At 66.0% G+C, this 16,378-nt stretch carries 11 protein-coding genes and 1 pseudogene; 7 read left to right on the top strand and 5 right to left on the bottom strand.

Going from position 1 to position 16,378, the window contains the following annotated elements:
- Nucleotides 1–82: 82 nt before the first annotated feature.
- The 3 genes from sucB to LJ760_RS10325 all read right to left on the bottom strand — a co-directional run bounded on the left by sucB (nucleotide 83) and on the right by LJ760_RS10325 (nucleotide 5,089).
- Nucleotides 83–1,867 (bottom strand): 2-oxoglutarate dehydrogenase, E2 component, dihydrolipoamide succinyltransferase, encoded by a 1,785-nt coding sequence (gene sucB, locus LJ760_RS10335; protein ID WP_227922502.1) that lies wholly within the window; start codon nucleotides 1,865–1,867, stop codon nucleotides 83–85.
- Between the two features lie 120 nt (nucleotides 1,868–1,987).
- A complete protein-coding gene (lpdA, locus tag LJ760_RS10330; RefSeq protein WP_227922499.1) occupies nucleotides 1,988–3,370 on the bottom strand; it encodes a dihydrolipoyl dehydrogenase in 1,383 nt (460 codons plus the stop codon).
- Nucleotides 3,371–3,559: 189 nt separating this feature from the next.
- The gene (locus tag LJ760_RS10325; RefSeq protein WP_227922497.1) at nucleotides 3,560–5,089 is read right to left on the bottom strand and encodes a leucyl aminopeptidase; all 1,530 of its coding nucleotides are present in this window, start codon (nucleotides 5,087–5,089) and stop codon (nucleotides 3,560–3,562) included.
- A gap of 261 nt (nucleotides 5,090–5,350) precedes the next feature.
- On the opposite strand from LJ760_RS10325, the pseudogene LJ760_RS10320 reads away from it, so the two are divergent.
- The 6 genes and pseudogenes from LJ760_RS10320 to LJ760_RS10295 form a co-directional block, all read left to right on the top strand.
- Nucleotides 5,351–6,244: pseudogene (locus LJ760_RS10320) on the top strand (proteasome assembly chaperone family protein); the annotation flags it as partial.
- Nucleotides 6,245–6,454: 210 nt separating this feature from the next.
- A complete protein-coding gene (locus tag LJ760_RS10315) occupies nucleotides 6,455–7,792 on the top strand; it encodes an MFS transporter (RefSeq protein ID WP_227922495.1) in 1,338 nt (445 codons plus the stop codon).
- Nucleotides 7,793–7,849: 57 nt separating this feature from the next.
- Nucleotides 7,850–8,608, top strand: a complete 759-nt coding sequence (locus tag LJ760_RS10310; RefSeq protein WP_227922494.1) for an ABC transporter ATP-binding protein — start codon at nucleotides 7,850–7,852, stop codon at nucleotides 8,606–8,608.
- Nucleotides 8,609–8,623: 15 nt separating this feature from the next.
- A complete protein-coding gene (locus LJ760_RS10305) occupies nucleotides 8,624–9,379 on the top strand; it encodes an ABC transporter permease (protein WP_227922492.1) in 756 nt (251 codons plus the stop codon).
- Nucleotides 9,380–9,534: 155 nt separating this feature from the next.
- Complete coding sequence (locus tag LJ760_RS10300; RefSeq protein WP_227922488.1) at nucleotides 9,535–10,869, top strand: DUF4192 family protein; 1,335 nt, start codon at nucleotides 9,535–9,537, stop codon at nucleotides 10,867–10,869.
- A gap of 330 nt (nucleotides 10,870–11,199) precedes the next feature.
- Nucleotides 11,200–12,486 carry an RNA polymerase sigma factor gene (locus LJ760_RS10295; protein WP_227922484.1) on the top strand — a complete coding sequence of 429 codons (1,287 nt, stop codon included), beginning with the start codon at nucleotides 11,200–11,202 and terminating at the stop codon, nucleotides 12,484–12,486.
- Between the two features lie 215 nt (nucleotides 12,487–12,701).
- On the opposite strand, the gene LJ760_RS10290 is transcribed toward LJ760_RS10295, so the two are convergent.
- Entirely contained in the window at nucleotides 12,702–12,923 is a 222-nt protein-coding gene (locus tag LJ760_RS10290; protein WP_146362357.1) for a DUF7455 domain-containing protein, read from the bottom strand.
- A gap of 239 nt (nucleotides 12,924–13,162) precedes the next feature.
- Between LJ760_RS10290 and LJ760_RS10285 the strand changes: the two genes are divergently transcribed.
- On the top strand, nucleotides 13,163–15,274 hold the full coding sequence (locus LJ760_RS10285; RefSeq protein WP_227922482.1) for a DNA gyrase/topoisomerase IV subunit B: 2,112 nt from the start codon (nucleotides 13,163–13,165) through the stop codon (nucleotides 15,272–15,274).
- A 101-nt stretch (nucleotides 15,275–15,375) separates the two neighbouring features.
- On the opposite strand, the gene LJ760_RS10280 is transcribed toward LJ760_RS10285, so the two are convergent.
- Nucleotides 15,376–16,368, bottom strand: a complete 993-nt coding sequence (locus LJ760_RS10280; protein ID WP_227922481.1) for a M56 family metallopeptidase — start codon at nucleotides 16,366–16,368, stop codon at nucleotides 15,376–15,378.
- Nucleotides 16,369–16,378: the final 10 nt, after the last annotated feature.

Here is a 16,378-nt window from a genome sequence, read left to right as displayed (position 1 = left end):
GCCGACGGGACGGTTCCCCGGAGAAACGGCGCAGGGCGCCCTCCCGGTAACGGGAGAGCGCCCTGCCTAAGCGGAACCGGAACTAGAGTCCCAGGTCTGCCTCGAAGTTGCCTTCTTCCAGGCGTGCCTTCAGCGTCTGCAGGAAGCGGCCTGCATCGGCGCCGTCCACCAGGCGGTGGTCGTACGTCAGGGAGAGGTACATCATCGAACGGATGGCAATGTTGTCATTGCCCTCGGCGTCGGTGACGACCATGGGACGCTTGACGATCGCACCGGTGCCCAGGATGCCGACCTGCGGCTGGTTGATGATCGGCGTGTCGAAGAGGGCTCCGACGCTGCCGATGTTCGTGATGGTGAACGTGCCGCCGGAGAGCTCGTCGGGGCCGATCTTGTTGTTGCGCGTACGGCTGCCGACGTCGGCAATCTTCTTCGCGAGACCGGTGATGTTCAGGTCACCGGCGTCGTTGATGACCGGAACCAGCAGGCCCTTCTCGGTGTCCACGGCAATCGCGAGGTGCTCGGCGTCGTGGTACGTGATTTCCTGCGTCTCGTTGTTGTACGAGGCGTTGAGGACCGGGTGCTGCTTCAGGCCCTCGACAACTGCCTTGGCAATGAACGGCAGGAAGGTGAGCTTCGCGCCGTTCTGCTGCTGGAAGTTGCCCTTGGCCTTCTGGCGCAGGGCGGCAATGCGGGTCATGTCGACCTCGTGCACCTGGGTCAGCTGTGCCGACTCCTCCAGGGACTCGCGCATGCGGCGCGCGATGGTCTGGCGGATGCGCGGTGCCTTGACCGTGGTGCCGCGGAGCTTCGCGCTGGCTTCGCTGATCTGCGCCGGTGCTGCCTTTTCGGAGGCGGCGGAGGCGGCAGGAGCGGAAGCGGCAGGCTGCTGCGAGGCGGCCTTCTTGGCCTCAGCGGCTTCAAGCACATCCTGCTTGCGGATGCGTCCGGCTACGCCGGAACCCTTGATGCTGGAGAGGTCGACGCCGTGTTCGTTGGCGAGCTTGCGGACCAGCGGGGTCACGTAGGTGCCGCCGTCGTTGGAACCGCTGGAAGCTTCCTGCTTGGGAGCTTCAGCCTTCGGGGCTTCCTGCTTGGGAGCTTCAGCCTTCGGAGCTTCCTGCTTGGGGGCCTCGGCCTTGGGCTCTTCCTTCTTTTCCGGCTCGACGGCCGGCGCCTCGCGCTCGTCCTTGGAAGCGGCCGCTACGGGCTCGGCTCCCTTGGGCTCGGCCTTGGCGGGGGCAGCAGCACCGGATCCGATGACGGCCAGTACGGAACCGACCTCAGCCGTGTCGTCTTCGTTGACCCGGATTTCCAGCAGCTTGCCGGCTACCGGGGAGGGGATCTCGGTGTCGACCTTGTCGGTGGAAACCTCGAGCAGCGGCTCGTCCATTTCGACGTCGTCGCCAACTGCCTTGAGCCAGCGGGTGACGGTGCCTTCGGTAACGGACTCGCCGAGGGCGGGGAGGGTGACCTCGGTGCCTTCGCCGGAGCCGCTCTCCGCGGGGGCTTCTTCAGCAGCGGGTGCCTCTTCGGCCGCGGGGGCTTCTTCAGCGGCAGGAGCCGCCTCTTCGGCCGGTGCTTCCTGGTTGGCGGCGCTGCCGCCGTCGTCCAGCTGTTCGCCGGAGCCGGAGCCGTCGCCGATGCGCACAAGTGCTGCGCCGACCTCGGCGGTTTCGTCTTCGGCTACGAGGATTTCCTCGATGACGCCGGCAACGGGGGAGGGGATTTCGGTGTCGACCTTGTCGGTGGATACCTCGAGCAGGGGCTCGTCGACCTCGACGCGGTCGCCCACGTTCTTCAGCCAGCGGGTGACGGTGCCTTCGGTGACGCTTTCCCCGAGGGCTGGTAAGTTCACGGTTTCAGACATATTGTCCCCGTTTCTCCTTGTTAGATCTTTTGTGACCAGCCGTGCCGCTGGTGCTGGTGATGAGTTCCCCCGGGCCGCAGCCGCAGACCGGATGCGGCCCGGGGGAGTGAATCTTAGGTATTAACCGTGAAGGGGTTTGCCGGCCAGGGCCATAGCGGCTTCGCCCAGCGCCTCGTTCTGCGTCGGGTGCGCGTGGATCAGGCTGGCAATATCCTCAGGGTACGCCTCCCAGTTGACGATCAGCTGGGCTTCACCGATCTGCTCGCCGATACGGCCGCCGATCATGTGGACGCCCACGATGGGGCCGTCCTTCTCGCGGACCATCTTGATGAGGCCGGAGGAACCGAGGATGGAGGTCTTGCCGTTGCCGGCCAGGTTGTATTCCTGGACCTCGACGTTCTCGGCGCCCAGCTTGTCCTTGGCCTTCGCCTCGGTCAGGCCGACGGAGGCGATTTCCGGCTCGCAGTAGGTGACCTTGGGGATGTTGACATCGTCAACCACAACGGGCTTCAGGCCGGCGATTTCCTCGGCAACGAAAATGCCCTGCTGGAAGCCGCGGTGGGCCAGCTGCAGGCCGGGAACAATGTCGCCCACGGCGTAGATGTTGGCGACGCCGGTGTGCAGGCGGTCGTTGGTGATGACGAAGCCGCGGTCCATGGTCAGTCCGGCTTCTTCGTAGCCCAGGTCGGCGGTGACGGGGCCGCGGCCCACGGCAACGAGCAGCAGGTCGGCTTCGAAGGTCTTGCCGTCGGCCAGCGTGACGACGACGCCGTCGTCGTTCTGCTGGACGTTGTCGAAGAAGATGCCGGTGCTGAACTTGATGCCGCGCTTCTTGTACGCGCGTTCAAGCTGCTTGATGATGGCTGCGTCCTCGTTGGGAACAAGGGAGGGCAGGCCCTCGACGATGGTGACGTCCACGCCGAAGGAGTTCCAGACAGAGGCGAATTCGACGCCGATGACGCCGCCGCCGAGGATGACCGCGCTCTTGGGCACGGTGTCCATCTTCAGCGCCTGGTCGGAGGTGATTACCTTGCCGCCGATTTCCAGGCCCGGCAGTGAACGGGAGTAGGAACCGGTGGCCAGGATGATGTTCTTGCCGGTGTAGGTCTCACCGTTGACCTCGATGGTCTTTTCGCTGGTGAGCTTGCCTTCACCCTCGATGACCGTGATGCCCTTGGACTTGATCAGGCCCTGCAGGCCGCGGAACTTGCCCGCAATGATGTTGTCCTTGTAGGAGTTCACTGCGGTCATGTCGATGGAGTCGAAGGTGGCGTTGATGCCGTACTTCGAGGCCGTCTTGGCGTTCTCCGCGATTTCAGCGGAGTGCAGGAGCGCCTTGGTGGGGATGCAGCCGTTGTGAAGGCAGGTCCCGCCCAGCTTCCCCTTTTCAATCAGACCTACGGAGAATCCCAGCTCCACGGAGCGCAGTGCCGCGGCGTAGCCGCCGCTGCCTCCGCCGAGGATCAGGATGTCGAACTCTTGCGCAGCTGCCTTATCGGCCACTTGGACGCTCCCTCGCGTATTCGTTGACGCGCCCATGCGCGCCGATGAGTTATTGGGCGTTTGTGATCAGTCCTCACCCTATCGCCCCCTACCACCGGCATCCACTTGAACACAGGCAGTAGGGGGCGAAGTGTAATGAGAAACACCTGCCACAACCGTCAGTTCCGTTTCACGGAACCGTATTGGATGCTATGAGGCGCGCGCCACGACGTCTTCGGCGTAGGCCACCAGGGTGCGGACGGCGACGCCGGTGCCTTCCTTCGGGGTGTAACCGTAGGGGGCGCTGTCGTTGAAAGCCGGTCCCGCGATGTCCAGGTGTGCCCACGGGATCTTGGTTCCGTTGACTTCGCCGACGAATTCCCGCAGGAAGGTGGCGGCGGTCATCATGCCGCCGAAACGCTCCCCGTGGTTGGCGATATCCGCCACCTGGGAATCCAGGCTCGCCCGCAGCTCCTCCGGAATCGGCATCGGCCAGAACAGCTCGCCGGCACGGTCCGCAGCTGCCTTGACGGCGTCCCGAACGCCTTCTTCGCCCATGACTGCACAAACGCGTCGGCCCAGGGCAATCATCTGGGCACCGGTCAGCGTAGCGACGTCGATGATCGCGTCGGGGGCTTCCTCGCTGGCAGCCACGAGGCCGTCGGCCATGACCAGCCGGCCCTCGGCGTCCGTGTTCAGGACCTCGACGGTGCGGCCGCCGTAGGTGGTCATGACGTCGGAGGGACGCTGCGCAGTGCCCGAGGGCATGTTCTCGGCAATGCAGAGCCAGGAGGTCACCTTGATGGGAAGCCCCAGTTCGGCGATGGCCAGCAGGGCGTTGAGTACGACGGCGGCCCCGCCCATGTCCGACTTCATCGCCTCCATGCCGGCGGCCGGCTTGAGGGACAGTCCGCCGGAGTCGAAGGTGATGCCCTTGCCGACGAGGGCCAGCTTGACCTTCGAGCGCAGCGGCGCGTATTCGAGCTTGACCAGGCGCGGGGGACGGGCCGATCCCTTGCCTACCCCGAGGATGCCGCCGAAGCCTTCGCGTTCCAGCTTCTTTTCGTCCATCACGGTGACCTTCACGGGCAGCGACTTGGCCAGGTCCTTGGCGGCGGCGGCGAAGCTCTCCGGGTAGAGGTGGCTCGGCGGCTGGTTGACCAGGGTCCGGGTGGCGTTGACCGCGCGGCCGAGGATGCGGGCGCGTTCGAGGGCGGGCTTGAGGCCCTTCTCGTCAGCGGCTGCAGTGATAACGGTGATCTCGGAAACCGGCGCCGGAACCTTGTCCGCGGTGGCGGCACTGCGGTGTTCGGTGAAGCTGTACGCGCCGAACAGGGCACCTTCGGCGACGGCGGCGGCGTCGGCCACGGTGCCGGCCGGCAGTGCGAGGGCGACGGACGCGGTGCCGGCGATCTGGCGGACGGCTGATCCGGCGGCGCGGCGCAGGGCTTCCTCGGTCAGGGCGACGCCGGCCGAAACCTTGCCGAGGCCGGTAAGGACCAGCATGTCGGCGTCGGCCTCGGGCAGGCCGGGCAGGCGGTGGACTTCGTCAACGGCACCGGTGACGCCGAGCAGCGGCAGGGAAGCAGCCAGGGCGGCAGACGCCTTGGGGGAAAGCGGGCTTTCAATCAGGACGGGACCGTCGGGGGTCTGGCCGACGCCGATCACGAGTGCGCTGGCGGCAACCTTCCGCCCGTCCCTGGATACTGCCGACAGGCTGGGTTCACTGGCTTTGTTCACGAAGCTGCTTCCTCACGGTTCTGTGTTGCTCTGCGTTTACCACACCGATCGTAGTCCGAAGAACGTCCGCATGCCGCAACGCTGCTCCTTAGCTGCTGCACAAGGCCGGCAGTAAAGGCAGGTCCCGGTCCCGGAATGAAACGCACGCGTCCGGGCGTTTACCCTTGAGTAAGGGCACAGCAACGGTTTAAAGCAGCCGGATTCACCGGTCTACACCTTCCTGTGCCGAGAGCGCACGTGAGTTCCCGGGAGGGGTAAGACATGCTGGATCCGTTGACCCTGTTTAATCTGAATCCGGAGGTCGCGGAATCCGGGGACCTCTCCGGCTTGAAGCTCCTGGTCGGTTTCACCGGCTTCGCCGAGGCCGGCCACGTGGTCAGCCAGATCCGGGACGAGTTGTTTGATGCCCTGGACCATGACCTGGTGGCTACGTTCGACTCGGACCAGTTGATCGACTACCGCAACCGCCGGCCGCAGATTTCCTTCGTCGAAGACCACCTCAGCGACTACGAGCCGCCGCGGCTTGAGCTGCACCGGATGTACGACGGGCTGGGCGAACCGTTCCTGTTCCTGACCGGCTTCGAACCGGACCTGCAGTGGGAACGTTTCACGGCGGCCGTGGTGCATCTTGTGAAGGCCTTCGACGTGAGCCTGGTCTGCTGGGTCCATTCGATACCGATGCCCGTCCCGCACACCCGCCCGATCGGCGTCACCACGCACGGCAACCGCCCCGACCTGGTCGAAGGGATCAGCTCCTGGACGCCGATCGCCCAGGTCCAGGCCGCCGTCGGACACGTCCTGGAGCTCCGGCTCGTCGAGGCAGGGGTCGACGTCGTCGGCCACGTGGTGCACGTACCGCATTACCTGGCCGAGGCGGAGTTCCCGCCCGCAGCCGTCGCCGGACTCGAGTACCTCGGTGCAGCCGCCTCACTGGTGCTGCCCACGGACCGGCTCCGCGAGGCAGGCCGCGACGTCGAACGCCAGATCACCGAACAGGTCGAGGCGTCTGCGGAAGTTAAGGGCGTGGTGGCAACCCTCGAAAAGCGTTACGACCAGTACACCGAAAGCACCGTGCGGCGCTCCCTGCTGGTCAAGGGCAACGACGAGCTGGCAGACGCCGAGGAAATCGGGGCCGCTGTGGAGGCCTACCTGGCCAGCCCGCAGGCGGAAGAAGAATCCGAGGCACTGTGGCCCGAAAACCAGCATGAAGCCGAGAACGGCGAACCGAGCGAAAACGCGGATCAGGAGAATGCACCAAATGCCACCGAGGGCACGGTTGAGGGCCACGGCAGTGACGACGGGAACGGACGGACCGGCACGGCCTGACGCGGCGCGTCCCCGCTCCTGTCCGGGGCAGGTGTGCCGGTGAACGGAACACGGGCCTGGATTGTCTGGGGCGTAGGCGTCTTTGCCTACATGGTGGCGGTGACCCAGCGGACTTCATTCGGAGTGGCCGGCATCGAAGCCACTGAACGCTTCTCCGCGACGGCGTCCGTCCTGTCCGTCTTTACGGTGGTGCAGCTGCTGGTCTATGCGGGGCTGCAGATACCCGTAGGGGTGCTGGTGGACCGCTTCGGCCCGCGGCTGCTGATCGCCGGGGGAGCGGCGCTGATGCTTGCCGGACAGTTCCAGCTGGCTACCGCCGATTCCGTCGGCGCCGGCATCCTAGGGCGCTCCCTGGTAGGCGCCGGCGACGCGCTCACCTTCATCTCCGTGCTGCGGCTGCTTCCGGCCTGGTTCTCCGGCAGGAAAATCCCCGTCCTGACCCAGTACACCGGCATCGTCGGCCAGCTGGGGCAGATTGCCAGCGCCATTCCTTTCGCCTATGTGCTGCACCGCTTTGGGTGGAGCACGGCGTTCGTCTCCGCGGCCTCCCTGTCCCTGCTGGCCCTGGTCCTGACCCTGGCCTGCGTGCGGAACCGGCCCGACGGCGGTGAGGCCCCCGTCCCGCTGCCGCTGCGGCAGACGGGTACGTCACTGGCGGAGGCGTTCGCCCAGCCGGGGACGCGCCTGGGCATGTGGACCCACTACACCGTGCAGTTCCCCGGCACGGTGTTCGTGATGATGTGGGGCTTCCCGTACCTCGTCAGTGCCGAAGGCGTGTCTTCCGCCGTTGCATCGGGCCTCATGACCTTCTTCGTGGTGGTCGCGATTGTCTGCGGGCCGTGGATGGGGTCCTGGGTGGGCAGGCATCCGCTGCGCCGTTCCACTATGGTGCTGCTGATCGCAGGTGCCATGGCGGCCGGGTGGGCCGCCGTGCTGCTGTATCCCGGCCCGGCGCCGCTGTGGCTGTTGGTCCTCCTCGTGGCGCTGCTTGCCGTCGGCGGGCCCGGATCCATGATCGGGTTCGATTTTGCCCGGACGTACAACCCCAGCGCCCGGCTGGGAACTGCCACAGGGATTGTGAACATCGGCGGCTTTATTGCCTCGCTGGTCAGCATGTACCTGATCGGCGTGGTGCTGGATGTGCTGGACAACAGCGGCTTTTCAGGGGGGAACCTGTACGCCCTGGATTCCTTCCGCATTGCCTTGTCCGTGCAATTTGCCGTGATGGCGGTAGGTGTTGCGGGCATCCTCCGGACCCGGGGACAGATCCGCTCGCGGCTGGCCGATGAAGGATCCCCGCTGCCGCCGCTCCGTGCAGCACTGGCCCGCGAACGGCAGCGCCGCCGCGGGGAACGCGGAGGTCAGGGTCCGCAGTAGCAGTGCGGCGCCCTCCACCCTTGACCCCTGAGTAGCCCCGCCGCCACAATGATCCGCATGACCAGGGCACAGGTGCCTGCCGGCACGGTGGTTAGCGTGAGCGGGATATCCAAGGCTTTCCGGCATGTCGCGGCGCTCGAGGACGTCACCTTTTCGATTGACGCGGGTGAAGCCTTCGGAATTCTCGGTCCCAACGGCGCCGGCAAGACCACCACGGTGGAGTGTGTGGCCGGTACGCTGCGGCCCGACGGCGGACGCGTCACGGTGCTGGGCGTGGATCCCGCAGCGGACCGGGCAACCGTGCGTGAGCGTGTCGGCTATCAGCTCCAGGCCGCCGCCCTGCCGCCCGCCCTGCGCGTCGAGGAGGCGCTGCGGCTGTTCGCCGCTTTCTATCCTGCGCCTGCCGATGTGCCGGAGCTGCTGCGCACCGTAGGGCTGCACGAACACCGCAAACGCCCCTTCGGCAAGCTTTCCGGCGGGCAGCAGCAGCGCCTGTCGATTGCCCTCGCGCTCATCGGCAATCCCGACGTCGTCGTGTTCGACGAGTTGACCACGGGGCTGGACCCGCAGGGCAGGCGCGATGTGCGGCAGCTGATTCAACGGGTGAAGGACGGCGGCATCACGGTTGTCCTCGTCACCCACTACCTTGACGACGTCGAGCGCCTCTGTGACCGCTTGGCGATTATCGACGCCGGCCGGACCCGGTTCGTGGGCACGCCGGCGGAACTGCTCGCCGTTTCCGGCAGGAATGCCGCCGAGCCCGGTGCTCTCGAGGATGCGTACCTGGCCTTCATTGAGCAGACGGCAGCCGAGTGAAGGGAACGGTGGAGCATGCGGGCGCTGGGAGCCCTGACGCGCACTGAAGCGACACTGTATCTGCGCAATCCGGTGAGCATTTTCATGGCATTGGTGCTGCCCTCGGCCATCCTGCTGCTCCAGGGCTTCGTCATTCCAAACACACGGGTCCCGCTGGGAGGCACGGATCCCGTCTATGCGGCCCTGCGTCCCATTGACCTGCTCGTGCCGCTGTCCATAGCGGTGGCACTGGCCAGTGTGGCGGTGACCAATTACCCGTCCGCGATCAGCGGCTACCGGGAGACGGGCGTGCTGCGCCGGCTGGGGGTGACGCCCGTCGGCGCGCACCGCATCCTGTTTGCCCAATGGATCGTCAGCGGCGCAGCGCTCGCCGTTGCGGTGACCGTCACCGTCCTGCTCGCCAGGGTTGTCTTTGACAGCCGGATGCCGAGCAGTCCCGGACTGGTTGTCCTCGTGGTGGTCTTCGGCGTCGCTGCCATGATGGCCGTGGGATCACTCATTGCCGCCGTCGCCGGCACCGCCCAGAACGCCTACGGCATCGGATTCCTGGTGTTTATGGGGTGCATGTTCACTGCCGGATTGTGGACGCCCGGGCCCCTGATGCCGGAAGGCGTCCGGCAGGTCGCGTCTTTCACCCCGCTCGGTGCCATGACCCAGGCACTGACCGCCGCCTGGTACGGAGGGACCGTGACGGTTGCCCCCTTCCTTGTGATGCTTGTCTGGACCGTTTCATGCGCGGCGTTGGCCGCGAAGGTTTTCCGCTGGCAATGACCTCTCCGTGACTGCCGGGCTGCATGCCTGCCGGCCTGTGTCGCACCTGGCCACTCTTCCTCCACCGCTGCCGGAGCGGCGGCTCGCACGGCACCGGATGCACAGGCCCCGGGCCGGCTCTGCAGCGACCGCGGATTCCCGGGGAACCTTGGGCCATGAGCACAGAACCGGCCGACGGCACCCCGCGCAACCCCTACCGCATCAACGCTCCGGCAGACATCCTCAGCCTGATTCCACACACGTTGGGCTTCGAGCCGCGCGAGTCCCTGGTGCTGATGGCATTATGCGGTGGCCGGCTCGGCGCGACGCTGCGGCTGGACCTGCCTCCGGTGCCGGGCAAAGGACCGCGGCAGGGGCCGGGAGCCAAAGCCGGAGCGAATGCCGCCTATGCGGCCACGGCCTGCCGGTTCCTGGCGTCCGACACCGAGGCTGACGGGGTACTGCTGGCGCTGTATACGGACCGGCCCTGGAAGGACCCGGCGCATCCGCCGTACCGGCCGCTGGTCCGCCGCCTCGGGAAGGACCTGGCCGCGGCCGGCATCCCGCTGCAGGATGGCTGGCTGGTCGGTCCGGACACCTGGCGGGACTATTTCTGCACCCGGCCTGACTGCTGCCCATGGCCGGGCGCGCCCAGGTCGCAGATTGCGGACAGCATGCTGAACACGGAACTGGTGTACCGGGGAAGTGCCTTTGCCTCATCGCTGGAAAGGGCGGTGGGGGAGTCTTTCCCGATGCAGTGGCCCAACAGGGGTGAGGTAGCGGACAGCCAGGCACGCTTTGGGGAACAGGTGGGTGCACATTGGTGCGAACGGGACCAGTTCCACCGCACCTTGGAGTTGTGGGGCAAGTGTTTTGCAGGCGGCGGCCTCGACACCGGTGCTGCGCCGTATGCCGAAGACACGGTCGAGCCGTTCCCCGGTTCCCGGAACCGGCTGCACCTCGATCCTGAATGTGCCGGGTTTCTCCTGGCCAGCCTCTGCGACCGCGGTATCCGCGATGCCCTGCTGGTCCTGACTGCTGCGGGCCAAGCCGCCGCTGTTTACGGAGCAGAGGCCAACGGCCTGGTCCGCCGGCAGGTGCATCCTGTTGTCCTTCCCGGTTCCGTAGACCACGGCGTGGCAGCATCCGGCGTCATACCCCTGCTGCCGCGCCCTCGAAGGCAGTCCACGGCCGCCGCGGATTTCCGCAGCATCCTGGTGGGCAGAGGGGGCGCCCCGGATTGGAGCCTGCTGGACCGGGCGTACGCCGTTTTCTCGGACCTCGTGCCCGCGGCGGACGAAGACGCCAAAGCGGCGCTGCTTTCGCTGCTTGCCTGGATGGAGTGGGCCAGGGGGCGCGGCTCTCGTGCCCACGTCCATCTGCAGCATGCGCTCGACGAATGCCCCGGATACCGTCTTGCCTTGCTGCTGCGTGAACTGCTGGGTACGGGAATCCTGCCGGACTGGACCGGCTCCCGGGACGGGTCATGGCCGGGCACGCCGGACGGCTAGCCCGAGACCCGGATGAACCGGTGCTGAAAGAGAACCGGCGGGGAAAAGCCACGCGGCGGAACACGGCCCGCGGAGTGTGCCGACGAGGTGCGCCGGTGCTGTGGCGGGACGGAAAACGTGCGACAATGGGAACCGAGACCCGGTCGGGTTCGTGTATCAAGTGTCCTTTGAACTGCCAGTCCTTGTGGCCAGCGGAACAATACACCGGCACGGCGTGTTCTATTCAGAGCAAGCCAAACCGAACACTTGGATAGAATCACGGACTTGACAGGGTCATAGTGGTGTTGCCCCCAATGGCGGTGCCACAACCCGCCGTATGAAAGGTTTTCTGTGTCGCCGAGAAAGACAACTGCAGTCGAAGAGACTGACACTGCAAATAAGCGCACTGCCGCAACTGAGGCCCCGTCAGCGGTGGCCGACAAGGAGGCTGCTTCCGGCGAAAAGACCGCTGCCAAGACGGCCCGCAAGCCGGCTGCCCGGAAGGCTCCGGCGAAGGCCGGCACCACTGCAGCAGGACGAAAGACCGCTGCGAAGACCGCCAAGGCTGCCAAAGCCGAGGTTGATGAAGAGGTTGACTCTGCCGACGTTGAGCCGGACGCAGACGCCGTTGAAGGTGCAGACACTGCAGCAGCACCCACCGGATCCGGTTTCGTGTACTCGGATGCCGACGATGACGACGCGCCTGCCCAGCAGGTCGTCTCCGCCGGCGCCACGGCCGACCCCGTCAAGGACTACCTGAAGCAGATCGGTAAGGTCGCCCTGCTGAACGCTGAGCAGGAAGTCGACCTCGCACTGCGGATCGAAGCCGGCCTGTACGCCGAAGAGAAGATGGCAGCGGATCCCGACATGGACCCCAAGCTCAAGCGTGAGCTTCAGTGGGTGTCCCATGACGGAAAGCGCGCCAAGAACCACCTGCTCGAAGCCAACCTGCGCCTCGTGGTGTCGCTGGCCAAGCGTTACACCGGCCGCGGCATGCTCTTCCTGGACCTGATCCAGGAAGGCAACCTTGGCCTCATCCGCGCCGTAGAGAAGTTCGACTACACCAAGGGCTTCAAGTTCTCCACGTACGCCACGTGGTGGATCCGCCAGGCCATCACCCGCGCCATGGCAGACCAGGCCCGCACCATCCGCATCCCGGTGCACATGGTGGAAGTCATCAACAAGCTGGCCCGTGTGCAGCGCCAGATGCTTCAGGACCTGGGTCGCGAGCCCGCTCCCGAAGAGCTGGCGCTGGAACTGGACATGACCCCTGAAAAGGTCGTGGAGGTGCAGAAGTACGGCCGTGAGCCGATCTCGCTGCACACCCCGCTGGGTGAAGACGGCGACTCCGAGTTCGGCGACCTCATTGAGGATTCCGAAGCCGTTGTCCCCGCCGATGCGGTCAGCTTCACGCTGCTGCAGGAGCAGCTGCATTCGGTGCTGGACACGCTGTCCGAACGCGAAGCCGGCGTTGTCGCCATGCGTTTCGGCCTCACCGACGGCCAGCCGAAGACCCTGGACGAGATCGGCAAGGTTTACGGCGTGACCCGTGAACGGATCCGCCAGATCGAATCCAAGACCATGTCCAAGCTGCGCCACCCGTCGCGTTCGCAGGTCCTGCGGGACTACCTGGATTAGGCACCTGCCGGTTCGCCGGCAACCCGCTTCACCAACAGCACCCCGGCCCGCGTCTGCGGACGGGGTGCTGTTGTGTGCGGGCCCGGCGGACCCAGGTGCAGTTGGACAAAAAGAAGTCCCCTTCCGACACGGAAGGGGACTTCTTCAAGCTTGGTACGCCGCGTCGACGCGGACATTACTCCGTGGCTTCGCTGGCCATTCAGCCGACTGCGTGTTTACTCTGCAGAGACCGGTGCCTTCTCGTTCAGGCGCGAGGTCTCATCCTGCCATTCCGAGGTGAGCGGACGGAGGTTCGCCTCCACCGCACGGGCGTGGTGCCCGCAGAAAAGCAGTTCCCCACCGGAGGATTCCAGTACGGCACGTACGTATGCCTGTGCGCCGCAACGGTCGCAGCGGTCCAGGCTGTTCAGCTCACGGGTTGCTACTGCTGCTGTCATGAGTTGCCTCCTCAAGGGTGTTGATACTTCATATAACCACCTTTGGCACCCCGTCCCTTGCAGGTTGGCCCGCCTTTCGCTCTACGCGTACCGTTCCGGCGTGGTCGCCGTGGGCAAACTCACGCAACTGAGTCGTTGGGCGGAAGTGTCACCGCCGGGGATTAACCTTGTAGGAGTTCCTGATTGTTCCCGGCTATCCCTACCGGCGAAACAGCCGACACCAAGGAGTTTCAACGCACGTGGCGCCCCCTAGTTCTGATTACACTGCCCGGCACCTGTCCGTCCTGGAAGGATTGGAAGCCGTCCGCAAGCGTCCCGGCATGTACATCGGGTCCACCGACTCCCGCGGACTGATGCACTGTCTCTGGGAAATCATCGACAACTCCGTCGATGAAGCCCTGGCCGGCTTTGGGCAGAGCATCAAGATCATCCTGCACCCGGACGGTTCCGTGGAGATCCACGACGACGGCCGCGGCATCCCGGTGGATATTGAACCGAAAACCGGGCTCTCCGGCGTCGAAGTCGTCTTCACCAAGCTCCACGCCGGCGGCAAGTTCGGCGGCGGGTCCTACGCTGCCTCCGGCGGCCTGCACGGCGTCGGTGCCAGCGTGGTTAACGCCCTCTCCTCCCGACTCGACGTGCAGGTTGACCGGGCGGGCAAGACCTACCAGATGGCCTTCCGCCGCGGCGAGCCCGGGCACTTCGACGACACCGGCAAAAAGCCCGGCCCCGAGGCCAAGTTCTCTCCGTTCCTGGACAGCTCGCGCCTTGAGGTAGTGGGCAAGGCCAAGCGCGGCGTCACGGGCACGCGCATCCGGTACTGGGCGGACCGGCAGATCTTCACGCCGGACGCCAAGTTCTCCTACACCGAACTGCAGGCCCGCGCCCGCCAGACTTCCTTCCTGGTCCCCGGGCTGCGCATCACGCTGCGCGATGAACGGCGCCTGCCCGGAACCCCGGGCGAGAACGGCCCCGTGGAGGAAGTCTTCCACCACGACGGCGGGATCGCCGAGTTCGTCGACTATCTGGCCGCCGACGCCGCCGTCACCGATATCTGGCGCCTGCACGGCTCCGGCAAGTTCAAGGAATCCGTGCCCGTACTCGATGAAAGCGGACATAGCCGGATCACCGAGATTGAACGCGAGGCGGAGGTGGATATCGCCCTGCGCTGGGGGATCGGCTACGAAACAAATATCCGCTCGTTCGTAAACATCATTGCCACGCCCAAGGGCGGAACGCACCAGACCGGCTTCGAGCAGGGCCTGCTGAAGACCTTCCGCAAGGTCATCGAAGCCAACGCCCGCAAACTCAAGGCCGGCAACGACAAGATCGAAAAGGACGACGTTTTCGCCGGGCTCACCGCGGTGCTGACGGTCCGCCTCGCCGAACCGCAGTTCGAGGGCCAGACCAAGGAAATCCTCGGCACCTCCGCCGTCAGGGCCATCGTGAGCAAGGTGGTGGAGAAGGAAATCACCGCCCGGTTGAACTCCACGGCGCGTGCCGACAAGGCGCAGTCTTCGCAGCTGCTGGAAAAGGTGGTGGCGGAGATGAAGTCCCGGATCTCCGCCCGCGTGCACAAGGAGACCCAGCGCCGGAAGAACGCGCTGGAAACCTCCACCATGCCGGCCAAGCTGGCTGACTGCCGGATCGATGACCAGGAACGCTCTGAACTGTTCATCGTGGAAGGCGACAGCGCCCTGGGCACGGCCAAACTTGCCCGGTCCTCGGACTACCAGGCGCTTCTGCCCATCCGCGGCAAAATCCTGAACGTGCAGAAGGCGTCCGTGGCGGACATGCTGTCCAATGCCGAGTGTGCCGCGCTGATCCAGGTGGTGGGGGCCGGCTCCGGCCGCAGCTTCCAGCTCGACGCCGCCCGGTACGGCAAGGTTATTTTCATGACCGATGCAGACGTCGACGGCGCGCACATCCGGACCCTGCTGCTCACGCTGTTCTTCCGCTACATGCGCCCGCTGGTGGATGCAGGACGCGTCTATGCAGCCGTTCCGCCGCTGCACCGCGTGGAGGTCATCAATGCCGGCTCCAAGAGCAATGAGATGGTCTACACCTACAGCGAAAAGGAACTGCACCAGGTCCTTGCCCGTCTGGAAAAGGAAGGCAAGCGCTACAAGGAACCGATCCAGCGCTACAAGGGCCTGGGTGAGATGGATGCAGGCCAGCTGGCCGAAACCACCATGGACCCCCGGCACCGCACCCTGCGGAGGGTCCGGATTTCCGAAGCAGCTGCGGCCGAGCAGGCATTCGAGCTGCTGATGGGCAGCGACGTGGCGCCGCGCAAGGACTTCATCATCGCCGGGGCGGCCATGCTGGACCGGGACCGGATCGACGCCTAGCCCGGACCCGAGACCCGGGGACCAGCCCCCGGTCGGCCCGGGGCCGCACCTCACGGAAGGCGCGGCCCGGGGCCGCACCTCACGGAAGGCGCGGCCCGGGCCTAATCCAGCAGCCCCGGGGCGATCAGCAGGGTGGTCGGTACTGCCAGCAGCAGGGCCGAGAGGCACAGCACGCTCCACTGCTGCCAGCGGGGCAGGGGTGGCTGCGGTGTGAGCAACCGGCTGAGCCTGCCGGCAATACCCAGCGGCTCTGACCCCTCGGGTGCACCCAGAGCGAGCGGGGACGTCCCGCGCAGGCGGCCCTGCGGATCGGCCGGAGGCGTCGGTGCCCCGGGTGCGGCGGGGGACCCGGACCCGACAATTGCCACGGCGCGGACGAGTGTCATCCGGTCCACCTTCCGCAGCGCCTCGTCATCGGCGAGCATCTCGATCAGCTCATTGACCGAGTGCTGGGCCAGCATTGATGTCGGCAGCCAAGGCAGGGCCGCACGCCAGGCCGCGAAGGCCCACAGCAGCAGGTGGTGGTGCTGGGCCAGATGGGCGCGTTCATGGGTGAGCACCGCGGAAAGCTCATCCTCGGAGAGCATGTTCAACAGTCCGTCAGAGAGGACCGTGACGGACCGTGCACCGCCGGGCAGGCAGTAGGCCACCGGGGTTGGATGCTGGATGACCAGGGTGGCAGGCGTGTCAGCGGAAGGGGAACTGAGCAGGTTGAGCATGTCCCGGTGCCGATGCCGGCCGCGGAGGATCCGGTAGTACGTCAGCAGCAGGGTGAATACCAGGTGGGCACTCAGCAACATTGCGGCGCTGAGTGCGAAAACGTGGACCAGTCCGAGGGTGCTGGCCGGAGCGCCCTGCAGAAGGATGCGCCACAAGCCGTGGAGTCCGGCCAGGAGATTGTCCCCGAGCGGCTCCAGGCCCCAGGTAAGCATGGCTCCGATCATGGACAGGCCGCCCGCAAGGGCTATCGCCTGCCACAGAACCATTGCGGTGAAGGGGGAGCGGGCCGGCCAGGCTGCCCGCGAGAGAAGAATCGGAACGGGCCACGCCAGCACGATCGCCAGCGCCGCCAATGCATAGGAGGCCCAGAACACCGCAGGTGCC

Source organism: Arthrobacter sp. zg-Y895 (genome assembly GCF_020731025.1).
Taxonomy (GTDB): domain Bacteria; phylum Actinomycetota; class Actinomycetes; order Actinomycetales; family Micrococcaceae; genus Arthrobacter_B.
This window is presented reverse-complemented; position numbering and strand designations above follow the sequence as displayed.

What these genes read in the sequence shown, in the direction of transcription:
- sucB (WP_227922502.1), bottom strand. Translation starts at nt 1,867, where the DNA reads ATGTCTGAAACCGTGAACTTACCAGCCCTCGGGGAAAGCGTCACCGAA.
- LJ760_RS10310 (WP_227922494.1), top strand. Translation starts at nt 7,850, where the DNA reads ATGACCAGGGCACAGGTGCCTGCCGGCACGGTGGTTAGCGTGAGCGGG.
- LJ760_RS10305 (WP_227922492.1), top strand. Translation starts at nt 8,624, where the DNA reads ATGCGGGCGCTGGGAGCCCTGACGCGCACTGAAGCGACACTGTATCTG.
- LJ760_RS10300 (WP_227922488.1), top strand. Translation starts at nt 9,535, where the DNA reads ATGAGCACAGAACCGGCCGACGGCACCCCGCGCAACCCCTACCGCATC.
- LJ760_RS10290 (WP_146362357.1), bottom strand. Translation starts at nt 12,923, where the DNA reads ATGACAGCAGCAGTAGCAACCCGTGAGCTGAACAGCCTGGACCGCTGC.